Raw genomic sequence first — 19,132 nt, 5'->3', positions numbered from 1 at the left:
CTCGTTTTTACGAAGTGGTGCTACCAGCCAGATCAAATATGCCGATTCCATCATGATCAGGTTTTCACCTCCGGGAGCGATCCTATCCACATTAGTCAGTAACTGATTAAATTAACATCCCATTGAACCCAAATTTGCTACGCAAACAATGCGTATGGCTTTGATCCTTTTTTGTTTATCCCATCTCCTGTGCTTTTCTTTCTAAATATGCACCCATTTGCATTAATAATTTAAGTCCATTTAAGGAAAGACAGAATGAAAAAGAAATACACAGCTCTAGTTTTACAAGGTGGTGGCGCACTGGGAGCCTATGAATATGGTGTTGTCAAAGCACTCTATGAACAAGAAGGATTTGCCCCCGATATTATTGCAGGCGTTTCAATCGGGGCTATTTCAGCAGCTGTACTTGCTGGCGCCAAAGATGGGCCAGTAAGAGGCCTGGGACAACTATGGGATAGATTAACTGTGCCAGATCTCCCTTTCGTGCCTGATCAACTTCAGCTGATGATGTCATTACCTAATAACTCAGGGATGTATAAACTCAACCAGAATCTGTTTTTCTCGCCACAATCTGTCACCAGCCTTTGTGATACTGCCCCGCTTTACGATACGCTGCAAACTCTTGTTGACCTTGACCAGCTCAATGCTCAAACAACGCCTCAAGTTATTGTAACTGCAACAAATATTGCTACTGGGATGATAGAATCATTCAGCAACAAAGAAGTCGAATTGACTTCTGACCATATCGTAGCAAGCGGCAGCCTCCCACCATCTTTTCCAATGACCCAAATTGACAATCAACACTACTGGGATGGAGGGGTATATTCCAATACGCCACTTGCACCCGCCTTTAATGCCCTGGAAATGCTCGGAGACGAAGACTCAGAGCGGGAAATCATTATGATTGAGCTCTTTCCCCAACAGGGAGAAATACCCACGACCATGGGGGATGTCTACAATCGGATGAGTCAGTTGTCTTTCGAATCAAAAATACGCTACGACGCCAATCAGTACAGTACACTCAATGATTATATCGACCTCATGCATGCTATAGATAAAGAGCTTCCTGAAGGCAGCCAAATACGCCAGAACGACGCCTATCAAAAACTAATGAGCTACAAGAAAATTCATCGACTGACGGTAATACGACACACAGAGCCTGAACTACTTACAGGCGGTGCCGATTTTACCCAGAAATCGATCTCACGCCGCATCGAGCAAGGATATAAAGATGCAAAACAGCAATTAGCGCTGTAATTACTGTTTTTTCACCGGGCGTGAGCATTTATATCCCTTTTCGAGAAATCTGCTTACGCCCAGCCCCCGCTTCAAGCTAATAAATTAACTAACTCCGCCTCTTTTCTAAGTATATAGCTCGAACGCCTGATATCAGGTATCCAAAGATGACTAAATGTTTGAATTAAACACCAAAGGTGAACAAATCGTTAAAAAATAAGTATTGCCTACACAAGGGGATCAAACAGGATATTTCACTGAAAATATGACAAAGATCACCAATTCAACCTGATGAAGATCACACTTACAAGTCATTAATTTTACTAGGATAAAAACGACGCAAACGTTACACTCTCGCCCCATAACAACGACAATAGTTCACAGGATATATTCCTGTTTCTCTTCCCTAACGTGAAAGGTCCTAAGTAAAGATGAGTCCGGAAAAATATCTTCTAGACTGGCAAACAAGCCAAACAAATGCAGAATCCATCTCACCACTTCTTGGCCAGTTATACCGTCAGAAAGGCGTTGAAGTCCTTCTTTTCGGTCGCCAAATTGTCAATGCCTCTGTTATCGACATTATCAAAGCACACCGTGTTGCGCGCCGCTATACCGGCAATGAGCTTTCTCCAACGCAAACTCTCCCGCTTATTCAGGCTCTGACAGAGCTCGACCTGTCACCATGTCGCATTGATGTTGGCCAGCTGGCATACGAATACTGGAAGGATCAAGAAGACGCAAGCAACCTGACAGACTTTTTGCAAACAGCACTAGCTGAGTCACTAAGCAGTACTCAGTCTGTTGAACCACGCGATGTCGTTCTTTATGGCTTTGGCCGGATTGGTCGTCTATTGGCCCGACTGCTTATTGACAAGAGCGGACAAGGCTACCCGTTACGACTACGAGCGATTGTTGTTCGTGGTGGTAAAGGCGGCGATCTTGAAAAACGTGCAAGCCTGCTACGTCGTGACTCTGTCCACGGCCAGTTCAATGGCAGTATCACTGTAGATGAAGAACGCAAAGCGATCATCGTTAACGGTAACTATATTCAGGTCATTTACGCAAACAGCCCTGCTGAAGTTGACTACACAGCTTACGGCATCGACAACGCACTAGTTGTTGACAATACAGGCATGTGGCGCGATGCAGAAGGCCTAGGCAAACACCTGGAGTGTGCTGGTGCCCAAAAAGTACTGTTGACTGCACCGGGCAAAGGCGACCTTAAAAACGTGGTATTCGGTGTTAACGAATCAGACATCCAGGATGAAGATCAGATCATCTCTGCTGCAAGCTGTACGACTAACGCCATTACACCTGTTCTGAAAGCTGTTAATGACAAGTACGGTGTTCTATCAGGCCATATCGAAACCGTTCACTCATTCACCAATGACCAGAACCTAATCGATAACTTCCACAGCGGTGAACGCCGTGGCCGCTCTGCCGCACTGAATATGGTACTCACCTCAACAGGTGCAGCCAAAGCCGTAGCAAAAGCACTGCCAGAGCTTGCTGGTAAACTTACCGGTAACGCGATTCGCGTTCCAACTCCAAACGTCTCAATGGCTATCGCGAACTTGAACCTGAACTCAGATGTCGATGCCGAAGAGCTGAATCTATACCTGCGCGAAATGGCTCTGAACTCGCCACTTTCTGGCCAGATTGATTACACCCAATCAACTGAAATCGTATCAACTGACATCGTAGGCTCCCGCCATGCTGGTGTTGTAGATGGTGCGGCAACTATCGCTCAGGATAAGCGCTGCGTACTCTACATCTGGTATGACAATGAGTTCGGCTACAGCTGCCAGGTCGTACACTGTATGGAACAAATGATGGGTGTTCGTTATAAAACATACCCTGAAACAAAGTAATCCTAGCTAAAAAATAACTATAAGATCCCCTCTTGCTATTTGCCGCCTACGCTCCACTAGGCGGCATTTTTCATTCTATTGTTGAGGTATTGCAATCACTCCTCAAGCAAAGCCTTACATTTTTCACGTAGTAAATCGCGCAACAATATTACAGCGGGTGTCACCTGCTTCCGGCTGGGACAAATTAACCATAAACTCGTTGGCTTTACACCATAGCCAGGCATCAGCTTTATCACCCTGCCCGCTTTAAGATCAGCACACATATCCAAGCGAGACTTGAGCGCAATCCCTTTTCCTGCCACCGCCCAGCGCCTGACTATATCGCCATCATTGCACGCACGGTTACTGCTAACTTTGATTTTTTACCTGGCTGGTAGAGCAGCTTCAGCTGACTCTTTGCAAAACTCCCACTGATCAAATATTTGATCACCGAGTCGATATAGCAAGCAATTGTGTTGCAACAGTTCTTCTGGCGTCTGCGGCGCGCCATATTTCTTGATATAGTCCGGTGATGCACAGACAACACGCTCCACCGTGGCCAGCTGAAATGCCACCATTGACGAATCTTCTGGTTGCCCATAACGCAAGGCAACATCGACCCGTTCCATATAAAAATCTGCCAACGAGTCACCGATACTTAGCTGAAAGCTAAGTTCTGGATTGTCATCCATCACCTCATCTAGCCAGGGCAGAATCAGGTTACGACCAAGATCAGAAGATACCGACAAGCGGATCTCTCCCGCGATATCTCCTTGCATTTCAGCAATCGATGCTTTGGCGTATTCAAGGGAGTCGAGAGCCTGACGACAGTGGAGCAAAAAGCGTTCGCCTTCGGCTGTAATACGCAGTTGACGAGTCGAACGAATAAAGAGCTCGGCACCTAACTGTCTCTCAAGGCGTTTGATCGCTGCACTTGCCGCTGCCGGACTGGTATCTAACTGCCCGGCAGCGGCTGTGATACTGCCGCAGTCGGCCGTTCTTATAAAAAGCTCTAAATCAGACGTATTCATGGCAATCATTATTATCAAAATATTTTTGAAAAAGTTTAAACTATTACCCCATTTTTTGTTATATGTTTCTCTTCTATTATCAGCTCAACAACAAATCAGTACCAACTCTGACCACTGCACATATGTGACAAGTCATTACTCATTGATAGAGAGAATGAAAATGAAAGCCATTGGATACCTTGAACCTAAAAGCATTGACCAGCAAGACGCACTACTTGATATCGAACTGTCAAAACCAACCGCTAAAGGCAGAGATATCCTGGTAAAAGTCAACGCTATTTCAGTCAATCCCGTTGACACTAAAATCCGCGCATCTGCCGCCCCTGAACAGGGCCAATACAAAGTACTAGGCTGGGACGCGGTCGGTGAGGTTGCAGCGGTTGGAGAAGACGTCGAGCATTACCAAATTGGCGATACCGTCTGGTATGCCGGTGATATTACCCGCCCAGGCACAAACGCTGAGTACCACCTTGTTGATGAACGTATCGTAGGCAAGAAACCAAAGACGTTATCAGATACACAAGCAGCAGCATTGCCATTAACAACAATCACCGCCTGGGAGTTGCTGTTTGACCGTTTGGGGTTTGAGGTTAGCCAACAGAAGGAAAAATCTGCCGACACACGTTTGTTGATTATTGGTGCATCAGGCGGTGTAGGCTCCATCTTAACCCAGCTTGCAGCCAAGCTTACCAATGCAACCATTATTGCAACGGCCTCGCGCCCTGAAAGCCAACAATGGGTTAAAAGCCTAGGTGCCGACCATGTGATTGATCATTCTAAGCCTTTAACGGAAGAATTATCACAAGTTAGTATTAGCGATGTCACCCATGTGATCAGCCTGACTCAAACCCAGGCGCATTACGATCAGATCATTGAAGCACTCGCGCCTCAAGGGCAGCTGGCCCTTATCGATGATCCCACAGAGCCGTTGGATATCATGAAGCTTAAGCGTAAATCGCTGTCGCTTCACTGGGAGCTGATGTTTACCCGTTCGATGTATAAAACAGCCGATATGGATAAACAGCGCCAGCTATTGAATAAGGTTTCCTCGCTGATTGATGATGGCGAGCTAGTGACAACACTTGGCCAGCACTTTGGCCTGATAAATGCCGAAAACCTGAAAAAAGCCCATGCGTATATTGAATCAGGCAAGTCAATCGGCAAAGTCGTGCTTGAAGGCTTTTAACACTAACTTAATCGATCATTTAACCGATAGAACAACAGAGCCCGTCATCTGGCGGGTTTTCTGATCGCGCAATTAGTCTAGCATCACTAAAACTGATAGCCATGTGCGCCAGCAGCTGCCCCAAAAATAGCAATCAAGCTTAAAGTCAGCAGAACTTTATGCATTCGATGTAGCCAGATAAACGCTTTCTCACTATCTTTGTGTGCCTGTTGGTGAAACCAGCGATGAAGCACTAAGGGTTCCAGTACAAATAAAACCAGGGTGAATATCCCCCACACAAATGTCATTAAATGCATCCACCAAAACTGCGGATAGAGGTATCTCTCCCAGGCATTCATGACATCCAGCATATAATAGCCAGAAACCCCAGTTATCACTGTTGTTATTTTGGCCTGGAGGCTAAACCTTCCTTCAAGTTGTTCAAACAATTCCAAGCGGTTTTCAACATTCGAAACCCTTCTCAATGACGGGATCAATACCGTTGTGACAAACGCAACACCACCGATCCACATGACAACGCCAAACACATGCAGTGCTCGCGCTAACACAAAAAAATCAAAGTCATTCATACCCATCATTACTCATCGAACTGCTAACACAACAATCATATATATCATATGCATGTATAAAAATGTATCATTCTCACTTACATATAAGACACGGTACCACACGAGCCTAACTCCTATTGAGTGCCCAGCTCTTTGGGGGATTGGCATCCTCCTATAGTCATAAAGCCAACTTCCTCATTTCCTCCTTATTCCTTCCACAATTATTCCCAACTGGGTAGTTATAGTTACTATAATTCAGAAGCTTGAGTTAGTGAGTTACCATGTCTATAAAAAGAACCTTACTTCAGTTAGTTGGACTCTATAACGTTCAAAATTTATCAAAAGTAACAGATTCAAATCTTCAGTTGCCAACCGTAGAAAGGATGTCCTATCGTGATTTTCTGATTGAGAATGCAACTGGCAGGGTTGATAACTGGAAAGCCAAAGTCAATAACAATGTTATTACTGGCGATTTAAGCTATATCAAGGAGAGTATTGACTGGTGGTGTGACAAAAAAATGATGTTGCCACGAAAAAACACACTAGCACTCGATTCATCATCTTCAACGATGCGCCGTGAAATTGTTGTCCACCGTGGATTCAAAATAATAAACGATAACGGTAAAAGCAATGGATGGTACATGCTACATAGAGGAACGTTATTAAAAGGGACTAAATCAGCCATAGAAGATAAAATAAATATCGCAATTATGAAATCACAAAAACAATAAATTAGCCATTGACTATGGTGACCATAAATAGCTAAAGCTTCATGTTTTACTCATTCCCAACATACATTAACAACACCTACTCAAGCACTTATTTTCGGCTATTAACCACTTAGGATAATTTATGCTCACTACCCGGAAAATAGTACTGATACTTTCAACCCTGATAAATCTTGTTGCTTGTATGCAAGAAACTAATAACGGTCAACGGGACACAAAAGCACAAACAAAGCCGGCGTTATATGCTGAAACACCTTTTCCCTATACAGTTGTCGGCACTGGACTTAAAAAATGCTTCGGCAACTCACCCAATGCGATTACCTGTCCAAAAGGAAATCATCCTTTTTCAGGCCAAGATGCCAATTATAAAAGTCCGGAATCTAAGTTTATTGACAATGGTGATGGAACGATCACCGACATTACAACTAGCTTGATGTGGCAGAAAGGATTTACCTCGATGTCATGGCAAGATGCGCAAGAACAGGCCAGTAACGTTGCAACTGGTGGCTATCATGACTGGCGAGTTCCAACGACCAAAGAGCTCTATTCATTAATTAACTTTGCAGGCAATCAGGGACATGCAAGCCCTAGTGCCAAAATAGCACCTGCCGACGCCGTTCCATTTATTGATACAACTTTTTTTGACTTTGAATACCCAAATGATGGCAGCTATATTGATACACAATATGTCACCTGTACAGTATCGGCAGCTAACATATTTGACGATGTCGAAGCATTCTACAGTGTTAATTTCGCTGACGGTCGTATCAAAGGCTATCCGACAGGAAGAGACAGCGGGCATAATCGTAATTTGTATGTCCGCTATGTCCGTGGCAATCCAGAATATGGACAAAACCGTCTTATCGACAATAGCGACGGCACTATCTCTGATGTAGCAACAGGCTTAATGTGGAGTTCGATTGACAGCCTGAAAGCAATGAGCTGGAAAGAAGGTTTAACTTACGCTGAAAACCTAAACTTCGCTGGTTACGGTGACTGGCGAATGCCCAACATTAAAGAGCTGCAAAGCATTGTCGACTATAATCATGGTCCAGATGCAACAGGTAAAGCAGCAATTTCTCCGCAATTTGATACCACGATAATCAAGAACGAAGCTGGCGAGCTAGATTACCCGTTCTTCTGGTCATCAACGAGCCTCAACGGTTACCCCGAGGCCGCTACGATACAGTTTGGCCGCTCTCTTGGGTATATAGCGCTACCATCAAATAACCAAGCACAGTTTCTTGATGTACATGGCTCCGGAGCACAGCGAGCTAATCCTAAAACTGGCATGGATAGCTATGGTCGAGGCCCACAAGGTGATATCAGACGGGTAAAAAACTTTGTGCGGGTTGTACGTAATATTTACTAAGAATAGGAATGCTTTTTTGCTGTAAAGCCACCTCATTCGCAATGCCGCCTACGTCTCGTTAGGCGGCATTTTCGTTTTGAAGACTGTTTGGGTTACAAGCCTTTTATATACTGAGCATGAGTTGTTGGGTAAATTGCTTGCTCCAACTCAGACTTAGCACCAAGCTCACCGTTTATGAGATTTTGGAAAAGCTGTACAACGCTTGCTTTATCCTTCTCAACACGTGTATCTGTGCTTATATCCCTCAAATCAATAAAGAAGCTTGAAAACAAACCCTCTAAATCAGCAGGTATCTCTGTATTTAGGAAGTTATGTTGGCTATACATCGAGTTATGATCACCCTTTTGCTTATCAAGGATAAATGATGCTTCCTTTAGATTGATAATCGATGCAGACTTCTTACACTTCTTGAGGCATTTCGCATCAAAGCTCTTCTTTTTACACCCAACAGTCTGATGGAATAGGCATTGACGGCTAGTTAACAGCAAGATCGGATGATAGATACTGTAGAGCAGCTTAAAGTTATCAGGCCGAACAATCGGTTTGATTTGCTTCTTGCTAATTTCATTAGATATGAATGAGCCACAGCAATTGAACTCTTCTTTCATGCATAGCAGACTGAATGAGTTCGTAATGTTCAGGTAAGGGCCCGCTATCCAGTCAATACCATTATCATAAGCGGCGTATGCGATACCTGTATTGTTAGTCACAATAAGCTTAGGTTTGACCTGTTTAAGAAACTCAACAGCGGCTGTATAGTTCTCACCGATGAGGATGGACGGGAACCATGGGATCAGCTTTTCATTGCTGGAGAACATTTCAACCAATTGAGAGAATTCACCATGGATCGAATCAGGCAACTGGTAGTAAATATCAGCCGATGTCGTATCACAAAGATCGGCATCCTTTTTCGAGGATATCAATACAGAAAGTGTCGGTTTCGTCTGTAGTTCAACTGTTTTTTCCAATACTGGCGTTTCAATTGGCGATATCCGTGATTTCGAACCATTCAAGAGATATAAGATCTGCTCTTTAATTGCTGTTAATTCTTTAAATGGCACAAATAATCCACTTTGGATATTTCCAATTTTTAGCGAATCAATATAATACTCAGCATTGTTTAAGCTATTAAGCCACTTTTCTATACCACTTCGATCAATCGTATATTTATTCGAATGAATAAGGCTCGATTCTGAATGTAGCTCAAATGAAGCCTCTGGAGTCTTCACTGATACCGTCAATGGACAATTAGCTTCACCCGATACAGTGATTGTTAGCGGTAATTTCTCAATACTTAAATCTTTAATTTTATCGGCTACCGTCGTGATAATATCTGTCTTATCATCGTATAGCTTTTTCTTGACCTTTTTGATGCTCTCATCTGTTGTACAGCTGTAGACCTGAGAGAAATGCTTTACTGAATTGTCACGCGGGTTATCAATAAACATATTTTTATTGATATCCCCCTTCAGATACGAGTTAGAAAAGTCGCGGTTAAATACCGTATAGAGTTCAGTTTTATCGCTAAGTAACGTATCACTATTACAGAAACTCTGGATCTGTTTTCTCCAGTTATCCACCACAGTATAAACGTAGTGAGACTTCTTGATCCGCCCTTCTACTTTCAGTGAATAAACGCCAGCATCGGCGAGCTCTTTGAGATCAGAAAATGCAGAGTTATCCTTAAGATTTAGAGGATAGTCCTTACCCGCTTTTGTGGTTTGGTACTTGTCTCGGCATGGCTGGCTACATCTGCCACGGTTGCCTGAATTACCATTACGTACCGAGCTAATGTAGCAAAGCCCTGAGAAGCCAATACAGTAAGAACCATGAACAAACACTTCCATTAGGACATCGTTTTCATGTCCTACTTGAGCCAAGTGTTTGATCTCTTTAATGTTCAACTCCCTTGATAAATTCACCCGACTTGCAGTCAGCTTATTCAAGAAGAAGATTTGGCCGTCATTATGGGTATTGACCTGTGTGGATGCGTGAACATCTAGATCTTTAAAGTGTTCTTTTAGTATATAAAACAGACCTAAATCTTGAACAATAACACCATCAATCTTTGTATTGACTAGCTTATTAAGCAATCGAATGATGGCCGGGATTTCACTTTCTAATATTATGATGTTTAATGTTAGAAATATTTTGCAGTCATGTTGATGAGCAAGTCTTACTACGCCGCTTAGGTTGTCAAATGTTAAATTTGTTGCCCTGTTTCTGGCGTTGAAGTGATCAAGACCACAGTATATCGCATCAGCACCTGCAGCAATGGCTGCCTTGATTGACTCAATATCGCCACCTGGCGCCAATAACTCAAACTGATTTCTCATCGCGACATAACCCACTTATTTAATTTATGCTTGTTTCAAGGGGGCGTATTCTACGTGTTTCTTTTATTCATTGTCTAGAAATGCGCTTGAACAGACTAAAAAAGCCCGCACCACCCTCTTCATTTCTGAAATAAAGAGGAGGTGCGGGCTTTACTCTATATACGACGTATTGAGCTTATTTTAGCGACTTAACCTGATTTTTTACCAAGGTGCAGCCAAGTCTCAACAACGGTATCTGGGTTGAGCGATACTGAATCAATACCCTGCTCCATTAACCAGTCAGCCAGATCGTCATGATCCGATGGCCCCTGGCCACAAATACCTACGTACTTACCGGCTTTGTTGGCCGCTTTAATCGCCATTGCCAGCATAGCTTTAACGGCATCATTTCGCTCGTCGAACATGTGGGCAATTTCACCCGAGTCACGGTCAAGTCCCAATGTCAGCTGGGTCATGTCGTTTGAACCGATAGAGAAGCCATCAAAGTACTTGAGGAACTCCTCTGCCAGAATAGCGTTAGACGGCAGTTCACACATCATGATAACTTTCAGGCCATTCTCACCGCGGCGAAGGTCAAATTTCGCCAGCAAGTCGATGACAGACGCAGCTTCGCTAACCGTACGCACGAATGGGATCATGATTTCAACGTTCTTCAGACCCATGCGTTCACGAACACGTTTGATCGCTTCACACTCTAGAGCAAAACAATCTTCGAATTTCGGTGAGATATAGCGAGAAGCACCACGGAAACCAAGCATCGGGTTCTCTTCCGTCGGCTCAAAGTTAACGCCACCAACCAGGTTACGGTATTCGTTCGACTTAAAGTCAGACATACGAACAATAACGCGCTTTGGCCAGAAGGCGGACGCCAGCGTCGAGATCCCTTCGGTTAGTTTCTCGATATAGAACTCAACCGGATCGCTGTAACCAACGATACGCTGATCAATCTCGGCTTTCAGCTCGTCAGACTGCTCATCGTAGTTAAGCAGCGCTTTCGGGTGAATACCGATCATTTTGTTAATGATGAACTCAAGGCGAGCCAGGCCCACACCTTCATTCGGAATACACGCGAAATCAAATGCACGGTCGGGGTTACCAACGTTCATCATCACTTTCAAAGGCAAAGTCGGAAGATCATCTACTGCTGAACGACGAACTTCAAACTCCAGCTCACCTTCGTAGATGAAACCAGTCTCACCCTGGGCACACGAAACGGTCACTTCCTGGCCCGTTGTCAGTAGCTCAGTGGCATCACCACAGCCAACAACGGCTGGAATGCCTAGCTCACGAGCGATAATCGCAGCATGACAAGTACGGCCACCACGGTTGGTGACAATAGCGGCTGCCTTTTTCATCACAGGCTCCCAATCAGGGTCTGTCATGTCAGCCACCAGCACATCACCAGCTTGTACCTGATCCATCTGGCTCAAATCAGAAACGACACGTACAGCACCGGCACCAATTCGCTGGCCGATTGCACGACCTTCGGTAAGCACCTTGCCAGCACCATTTAGGTGGAAGCGTTCCATTACCTGAGCATCATCACGAGAGCGTACTGTCTCAGGACGTGCCTGGACAATAAACAGCTCGCCAGTCACACCATCTTTTGCCCACTCGATGTCCATCGGACGACCGTAGTGCTTCTCGATGATCATGGCCTGTTTAGCCAGTGATTCAGTTTCTGCGTCAGTTAGGGAGAACTGCTTACGCTCCTCATCAGTGGTATCCAAGATTTCCACCTGAGTGCCCAGCTCTTTGCCTTCAGCGTAAACCATCTTGATCTGCTTAGAGCCAAAGGTACGACGAACAACCGCTGGGTTACCCGCCTGTAGGGTTGGCTTATGCACGTAGAACTCATCAGGGTTCACTGCGCCTTGCACAACCATTTCACCGAGGCCCCAAGAAGAGGTAATAAACACGACCTGATCAAAGCCAGACTCTGTATCCAGTGTGAACATAACACCTGACGATGCGACATCCGAGCGAACCATACGCTGGATACCAGCCGACAATGCGACGCCTTTATGCTCAAAGCCTTGGTGAACACGGTAAGAGATTGCGCGGTCATTGAACAAAGAAGCAAATACATGCTTCACAGCTTCAATAACAGCATCAATGCCACGTACATTGAGGAAGGTTTCCTGCTGACCTGCAAATGAGGCGTCAGGCAAGTCTTCTGCAGTCGCAGATGAACGAACGGCAACAGAGAGCATCTCATCGCCTTCACCCAGCTCGATATAGCAGTCACGGATTTCCTGTTCCAAATCGGAAGGAAGCGGCGCTTCAAGAACCCAATTTCGGATAGTTTCTCCTGCCTGCTGCAGCGCATTTACGTCATCAACATCTAACTTATCAAGCAGATTGTAGATACGATCGTTCAGATCGTTCGCGTCAAGAAACTGGTTAAATGCATGAGACGTTGTCGCATACCCGTTAGGCACTTTTACGCCGGCACTGGCAAGGTTTGCAACCATTTCACCCAGTGATGCATTCTTTCCACCCACTTTGTCAACATCGTTCATTGACAAAGCATCATACCAAACAACATTCTGTTGCACGGCAACTCTCCTTTATTGGATTCAACAGTTTATGTGGGCAACCTCTCAACGAAAACGATTGCATTCGCAGTTAAAAAAATACTGCGTCACAATATGTTCCCGTTTAGGTATTCATCTTTACTCAATACATGTAAAAGAAGAATAGATACCCTGTAAGGTTATTGTTATAAGTATTGATGTGCTTAACGTTACAGATTAATTTTAAGGATTCAACTTTTTATGCAGCGCAAATCCAATTTTCGTGATGTGTTTTACGTTTCTGACGGTACAGCGATTACTTCTGAAACACTTGGCCATGCTGTTTTAGGTCAATTTGCGATTGAAACCCGCCAAACCACCCTCCCGTTTGTCGAATCGGTCGATCGCGCCATAAACGTACAAAAACAGATCAACCGTGTTTATGAAGAAACAGGCATAAAGCCTTTAGTTTTTTATTCAGTTGTCATCCCGGAAGTGAAAGCCATTATCGAACAAAGCCAAGCTAACCTTTACGATGTATTGAATGCACTTGTCGAGCCTCTCAAGCATGATCTGGATATGGAGCCAAGCCCTAAATTACAACGCTCCCACAGTATCAATAAAGATGCCGCCAGCTACCAGGATCGCATCGCCGCCATTGAGTACACTCTGGCCCATGATGATGGGGTCTCGCTGAACAACCTTGAGCAGGCAGATATCATTCTGCTGGGAGTGTCACGATGTGGCAAAACCCCTACCAGCCTGTACCTAGCCATGCAGTTTGGTATCCGAGCGGTTAATTATCCGTTCATTGCTGAAGACATGGCGAGCCTGAAACTGCCCCAGGCCATTGAGCCATTTCGTTATAAAACCTATGGCTTAACAATCGAGACGGGTCGCTTGGTTGCAATCCGAAATGGGCGCTATGCAAACAGTGATTATGCCAGCCAACATCAGTGCGAATCTGAGTTAAATAAAGTTGAGGCAATGTTCCGGCGAGAAGCGATCCCATATCTGAATACGACGTCATTATCTGTGGAAGAAATCTCAACTCGGTTACTCGATATGAGCGGCTTAAAACGGCGTATGTGTTAATGAGAAACATTTTTATTCTTGCGAAATAACCGACGAGTTTAGTCAAGAATTTGAGTTTAGACTCTAGTGACGAGCCTTTTACTTGTGCCAGCAGCACACTCCTAGGCTCGTCAATTCTTTCCTGACGACCAAACGCCTCAAATAGGATAAAAAACGAGCAAAATCGCTCTTCTTACTTGTGTCTCATCTTATTTTCTCACTATTGAGAGCACTTTAACCCTGTAAAATCAGTCATTTATTAATTACTCAATTTTCTCCCTGTGATTCATCAAAAAATCACTAATTCTTGCAATATGCTTACTCTGAGCGTCACAAATAATTACAACGAGGTTCCTAACATGATTAGGCCAGCGCTAAGCATTATTGTTGCTGTGTATCTTACGGCATGTGGTGGGGATAGCTATTCAGAACAAGACCTATTAGCTGAAGGTGAACTTACAGGTCCACCTCAAATTGAGATAGATTTCGTCAATACTGCAAGTGAGCCGGTTGACTATTTTGTTAAACAAACCAACGGTTCGGTAACACTTTTTGACGATTCCAATAAAGTAGCAACGAATAACAATACGGAAGTGGCTCGTCATTCAATTAGCTGGACGGCAACGACTCCGTTAGAGATCGACATCGGCACCTGGGATACCAATACTCAGTCCGAAACAGCTGAAGCATTAGAAGTCATGCTAAACCGTTCAGATAATCTCTGGGCAATAGCCTGGCTAGACGACAGCCAAATAGCATTAACAACAGCTATGCAGCAACCTTCGAGTCAAGAAGGTAAATACAGTGTACGAGTATTCAGCCATCAAGATACACGGATTCAAGTAATCTCGACGGCGATCTCTTCCATTGAAGCTAAAAAAGGTCAACTAACACCTTACATGACGATGGAAAACTGTAGTGGCGAGTTATTTTTTGCTGCAGAAGCAATTAGCTTATGCCATTTAGATCAAGGAAAGTCTTACTTACTGATCACCGATGGTGAAGATCTACTAGTAGCAGTAGAAGAAGAAAAATAACAATAAAAGCAATAACTTTAGGGGATAATAACAATAAATAACTAAGAAAAAAGAGCGCTATTACAGTGACAGCACTGTTTATTAAACGCATGGAAAGCCTACAACTAATAACAGATGTGTTTGTTCTTTAGAGTTCTCTTGTGCTTTAGCACGTTGTGCAGGCAGATGGGGGAAAAGAATTCTACTAACCACTCTTGCTGGTTTAGGACAAACATAATCAATTCGTAGGCAGCGGTGGCAAAAGCCCCGGCATGATATTCTCATGCCGGGGCTTCCTTTTTCTATAACAACCGAGGATCAACTAGCCAGATTATCCACTTCTCATGAAACTTGAGAACGTTCAGCGGTTACCTAGTTTCTTGCTCACAACACTTGCTTTTTAGCACCTTCTGGAGCTTGGCCAGTAGATCTGCTTTGCGTAAGGGTTTCGTTAGGTAATCATTCATACCGGCTTCAAGGCATTTTTCCTTGTCACCGTTCATAGCATTGGCCGTCAGAGCAATAATATAGATATTTGAAAAGGGCTGTTGGCTTTGGCGAATTTCTCTTGTGGCAGTATAACCATCCATCACTGGCATCTGGCAGTCCATCAATACCAGATCATAAGGCGACTGTATTAACATCGCGATGGCTTCCTCACCATTTCCAGCAATGTCCGCACTGAGCCCCAATTGTTTTAACATCACGGCAGCCACTTTCTGATTGACCTTATTGTCATCGACTAACAGGATCTGCATCGCATCCTGGTTGAAAGATAGTGGTTCGATTGTCGAAGGTTCCACAGAGGTCTTTTCTGCTTTTTCGGTACTAGATGATTTAAGAATAGACTTTGAGCTATCCCATGCTTCTGCGATAAGGTCCATTAAGTCTGACGGCTTAACAGGGTTGGATAATACGCCAGAAAAACAAGTTCCATCAGCTTCAATCAATGTCTTTTTGTGCACGGACTGGAGCATAATCATTGAAGAGCCCTTCAACGATAAAGGTCGGCTTTCAGATATAAGATAATTAAGCTCAGTTGCAGAAGCTAAGTCTTCATCAATAATTAAGATATCATAATGATTCCGTTCACTTAGATCTTCCTGAAGAATACTCAGTAGTTGCTCTATATTAGACACATTGAAATAATCCATCCCCCAACTGGCTATCTGATCCTGTAGCATACGACTGCGTAATTCATTACTATCTGCCAATAATATTTTCAGCTGATCTAAATCCTTCGATGGGAAATACACGTTGCCTTCTTGCCTATCAAGGAAAATATTAACATCAAATAACGAACCTTGTCCTATCTTACTAGTAACCGTGATTTCTCCGCCCATCAATTCAGTCAAGCTTTTACTGATCGACAGCCCCAGCCCTGTTCCACCAAACTGCCTACTAGTTGATGAATCAGACTGGGTAAACTGACTAAAGACCATGTCTAGCTTGTCTTCTTCAATCCCGACACCTGTATCCTTTACTTTAAAAACAATATTCGCTTTATCGTCTTTCACTGCTAAGACTTCAATGTTTATTTGAACATACCCTTGATGGGTGAATTTTATTCCGTTACCTAATAAGTTAATCAAAATTTGCCTGACCCGTACTGGATCACCTTTAACCAGACGGGGAACATTCGGATCAAAATACATCAATAAACTAATTTTTTTCTCTCTGGCATTGTTATATAGCTGCTCAATAATATCTTCTATTAACAGCAACAAATCAAACGGAACATTTTCAAGTTCGACCTTTCCTGCCTCAATTTTAGAGAAATCAAGAATATCGTTAATTATTTTAAGTAATGATTCCGCGCTACCACTGATCACTTGTAGATACTTAGATTGCTCCTTGCTCATACCGGTATCCTGAAGAACTTGCAGCATCCCCAGCACCCCATTCATCGGAGTACGGATCTCGTGGCTCATCGCGGCAAGAAACTCTGATTTAATTCGGGTGGCCTGCTGAGCTTCATCCCGAGCTTGAATGAGTTTCTTAGAATTAACTTCCAGTTGATGTTTTTGTTGTTCTGATTGGTACAATAGCCGATTCAGGTTATTCCGATATTCAGCTGAACGAATCGAGATGGTGAGAACCCCAATACTCTCCCGTAGTAATGAGTATTGAAACCCGGTCAGCGACGTAAAGAGACCAATTTCGATCACTCCTTTAATATCTTCAGCCTGATCCTTGATGACAGGAGCAGCGATCACTCGGGTTGGTGCGACGCTGCCCGTTCCAGAAGTTACATCAAAGTAACCCTCGGCGACCTGTTCCAGCTCAATCACCATTTTTTGTGCTGCAACCTGACCAATAATACCTTCTCCCAGCTTGTAGCATTTAACAGCCTCACTGCTAGACGCATACCCGTGCTTAAAGCATAATGTATCATTTTCCAAATAATAGAACGCAGCTACGCCAGCTCCCAGTTTGGGAGCCAAAAACTCTAGGAAAGACTTTGAAAGCTCATCAACTGAACGCTCTCCACTGAGTAGACCATTTAATTCTGATATTTTCTGTTGGACTTGGCTCTGTTGTAATTCAGCTCTGGCTTTTAAGGCTTGTTCTGACGAAATTTTAATTCGCTTCAGGCTATGATGAATGAAAATAGTACCCAGTAACAAAACAAGAGTTAACAATGACATTGTGATTACAGTTGTCATAAACACAACATTGAGTGAGGAATTAACATCCTTAACCCGTGCCAGATTCTCTAACTGATCGAGCATAAAGTTAAAGTTCCCCCCAACTTCATCGGTAGAACGCCGACTCTCGTCAATAAGTATTCTGACTAATTTGATCTTGCTTGCTCCCAGCTCTGCCTGCTGGAGCAAGTTCTCTTTTTTATTACTCTCTATCTCGCTTTTTTTTAGCGCCTTGAGAATATTCCTAACATGCACATAGCCCAAATTGGCTTCATGTCTTGCTTTTTCAATTCGCTCAATGACATTTATTTGCTCATTCAACATTGGTGTCAATGTCGACAATGAGTATTCCGCACTATTACTTATCTGTTCCGCAGCATGACGACTTTGGTAAAGCTGGTAATTGATAAATAAGGCACTTAACAAACCACAGACAGTCACCATGATTAAGCAGATGACAATGTATCGACTGTCGCTTTGCTGCGAATTAAGACCTTTACTCATAACATAACACCCTTATTCTTCTATTGATTATACGGTGCAAAGACTTGGATTCGATTATTACCCGTATCGGCAGCGAAAATATATCCCCTTTCATCAACTAATAACCCATGAAGGTTTTTAAATTGACCATTACCACTTCCATGTTCGCCCCAGGAAGCCAACACGGTAAAGTCTTTATCGAATACCTGAATTCTGTCGTTATGAGCCTCGCTGACATAAATACGATCTTTACTATCTATTGCCAATCCGACAGGCTTATTAAACTCTCCTTGTCGTTTTCCATTTTTTCCTAATCGATGCTTTAATATCCCTTCACTGTCAAACTGAAGCAATCTATCATTTCCCATATCAACGACATAAATGTCCCCTTCAGAGTTTGATTTGGCAGCTTGAGGGGTATCCATAGATTTATTATTATCAAATAAAAACAAAAAGTTGCCATCAAGATCAAAAACATCTACCCGATGGTTGCCCTTATCCGCCATATAGAGTCTATTTTCATATATTGTCATAAATTCAGACTCCATATTCTCCCCCGGCTCCACACCGAAATCACTGAACGTTTTAATATGATTAAAATCCTTATCATATTTTTTAATATAGCCGTTGACATAATCAGCAATAAAGATATTACCCTTGTCATCTATGGCAATCCCTTCCGGTTTTTCAAACTTCCCCGCACTTCCCCCCTCGAAACTACTTATATAGTCCCCGGTATCTTTATCAAACACCTGCACGTTACTGTTTTTGGCATCCGTCACCAATAATCGCCCATAGCTATCAATAGCGAAGTCTTCAACATAACGAAATTGACCCGCGCCAGAGCCTTTGCTTCCGAACGTCATCACATGTTTAAACACAGTTTTACCAGCAATAATCTCAGGCGCTGCCGCAAACACAGAAGCTGGGCAAATCAACCAGACACAAAGAATAGTAATCAATCCCTTCATTTCGTTATTCCCTATCCATAAAAAATCACTTTCAACCCTAAGTGGTTAGTTGGAACAATTTCGAGACAAAAAATTGTGCTATAAATCAGTGTAGTAAATAATATGCAACTAAACCAATAGCAACGTACTCACTGTCA

Annotated in this window: 12 protein-coding genes and 1 pseudogene; 7 read left to right on the top strand and 6 right to left on the bottom strand. The window is 43.4% G+C overall.

Annotated features, from left to right (window positions below; genetic code table 11):
- Window positions 1-255 precede the first annotated feature (255 nt).
- Together AC51G0_RS08465 and AC51G0_RS08460 are read left to right on the top strand one after the other, a co-directional pair.
- Window positions 256-1,257: a patatin-like phospholipase family protein gene (locus tag AC51G0_RS08465; RefSeq protein ID WP_496301609.1), complete on the top strand. Its 1,002-nt coding sequence runs from the start codon at window positions 256-258 to the stop codon at window positions 1,255-1,257.
- 410 nt (window positions 1,258-1,667) lie between these two features.
- A complete protein-coding gene (locus AC51G0_RS08460; RefSeq protein WP_496301608.1) occupies window positions 1,668-3,107 on the top strand; it encodes a glyceraldehyde-3-phosphate dehydrogenase in 1,440 nt (479 codons plus the stop codon).
- A 95-nt stretch (window positions 3,108-3,202) separates the two neighbouring features.
- Here AC51G0_RS08460 and AC51G0_RS08455 read toward each other — a convergent pair.
- A pseudogene (locus AC51G0_RS08455) lies at window positions 3,203-4,117 on the bottom strand (LysR family transcriptional regulator).
- Window positions 4,118-4,277: 160 nt separating this feature from the next.
- On the opposite strand from AC51G0_RS08455, the gene AC51G0_RS08450 reads away from it, so the two are divergent.
- The gene (locus AC51G0_RS08450; RefSeq protein ID WP_496301607.1) at window positions 4,278-5,303 is read left to right on the top strand and encodes a zinc-binding alcohol dehydrogenase family protein; all 1,026 of its coding nucleotides are present in this window, start codon (window positions 4,278-4,280) and stop codon (window positions 5,301-5,303) included.
- Window positions 5,304-5,389: 86 nt separating this feature from the next.
- On the opposite strand, the gene AC51G0_RS08445 is transcribed toward AC51G0_RS08450, so the two are convergent.
- A complete protein-coding gene (locus AC51G0_RS08445; protein WP_496301606.1) occupies window positions 5,390-5,872 on the bottom strand; it encodes a hypothetical protein in 483 nt (160 codons plus the stop codon).
- Between the two features lie 260 nt (window positions 5,873-6,132).
- Between AC51G0_RS08445 and AC51G0_RS08440 the strand changes: the two genes are divergently transcribed.
- On the top strand, window positions 6,133-6,582 hold the full coding sequence (locus AC51G0_RS08440) for a DUF3319 domain-containing protein (protein ID WP_496301604.1): 450 nt from the start codon (window positions 6,133-6,135) through the stop codon (window positions 6,580-6,582).
- Between the two features lie 181 nt (window positions 6,583-6,763).
- Window positions 6,764-7,951 (top strand): Lcl C-terminal domain-containing protein, encoded by a 1,188-nt coding sequence (locus tag AC51G0_RS08435; protein ID WP_496301603.1) that lies wholly within the window; start codon window positions 6,764-6,766, stop codon window positions 7,949-7,951.
- Between the two features lie 92 nt (window positions 7,952-8,043).
- On the opposite strand, the gene AC51G0_RS08430 is transcribed toward AC51G0_RS08435, so the two are convergent.
- Both AC51G0_RS08430 and ppsA read right to left on the bottom strand, forming a co-directional pair.
- Window positions 8,044-10,287, bottom strand: coding sequence for a peptidase U32 family protein (locus tag AC51G0_RS08430; protein ID WP_496301602.1), 2,244 nt, complete (start codon window positions 10,285-10,287; stop codon window positions 8,044-8,046).
- A gap of 188 nt (window positions 10,288-10,475) precedes the next feature.
- Window positions 10,476-12,809 carry a phosphoenolpyruvate synthase gene (gene ppsA, locus AC51G0_RS08425; protein WP_496301904.1) on the bottom strand — a complete coding sequence of 778 codons (2,334 nt, stop codon included), beginning with the start codon at window positions 12,807-12,809 and terminating at the stop codon, window positions 10,476-10,478.
- A 255-nt stretch (window positions 12,810-13,064) separates the two neighbouring features.
- On the opposite strand from ppsA, the gene ppsR reads away from it, so the two are divergent.
- On the top strand, window positions 13,065-13,898 hold the full coding sequence (ppsR, locus tag AC51G0_RS08420) for a posphoenolpyruvate synthetase regulatory kinase/phosphorylase PpsR (protein ID WP_496301601.1): 834 nt from the start codon (window positions 13,065-13,067) through the stop codon (window positions 13,896-13,898).
- Between the two features lie 338 nt (window positions 13,899-14,236).
- Complete coding sequence (locus AC51G0_RS08415; RefSeq protein ID WP_496301600.1) at window positions 14,237-14,914, top strand: hypothetical protein; 678 nt, start codon at window positions 14,237-14,239, stop codon at window positions 14,912-14,914.
- A 347-nt stretch (window positions 14,915-15,261) separates the two neighbouring features.
- On the opposite strand, the gene AC51G0_RS08410 is transcribed toward AC51G0_RS08415, so the two are convergent.
- Both AC51G0_RS08410 and AC51G0_RS08405 read right to left on the bottom strand, forming a co-directional pair.
- Window positions 15,262-18,045, bottom strand: a complete 2,784-nt coding sequence (locus tag AC51G0_RS08410; RefSeq protein ID WP_496301599.1) for a response regulator — start codon at window positions 18,043-18,045, stop codon at window positions 15,262-15,264.
- A 20-nt stretch (window positions 18,046-18,065) separates the two neighbouring features.
- Window positions 18,066-18,995 carry an NHL repeat-containing protein gene (locus AC51G0_RS08405; protein WP_496301598.1) on the bottom strand — a complete coding sequence of 310 codons (930 nt, stop codon included), beginning with the start codon at window positions 18,993-18,995 and terminating at the stop codon, window positions 18,066-18,068.
- Window positions 18,996-19,132: the final 137 nt, after the last annotated feature.

Source organism: Photobacterium sp. HL06 (assembly GCF_059552575.1).
Note: the sequence above shows the minus strand (reverse complement) of the source record. Positions and strands in the feature narration are given on the sequence as shown.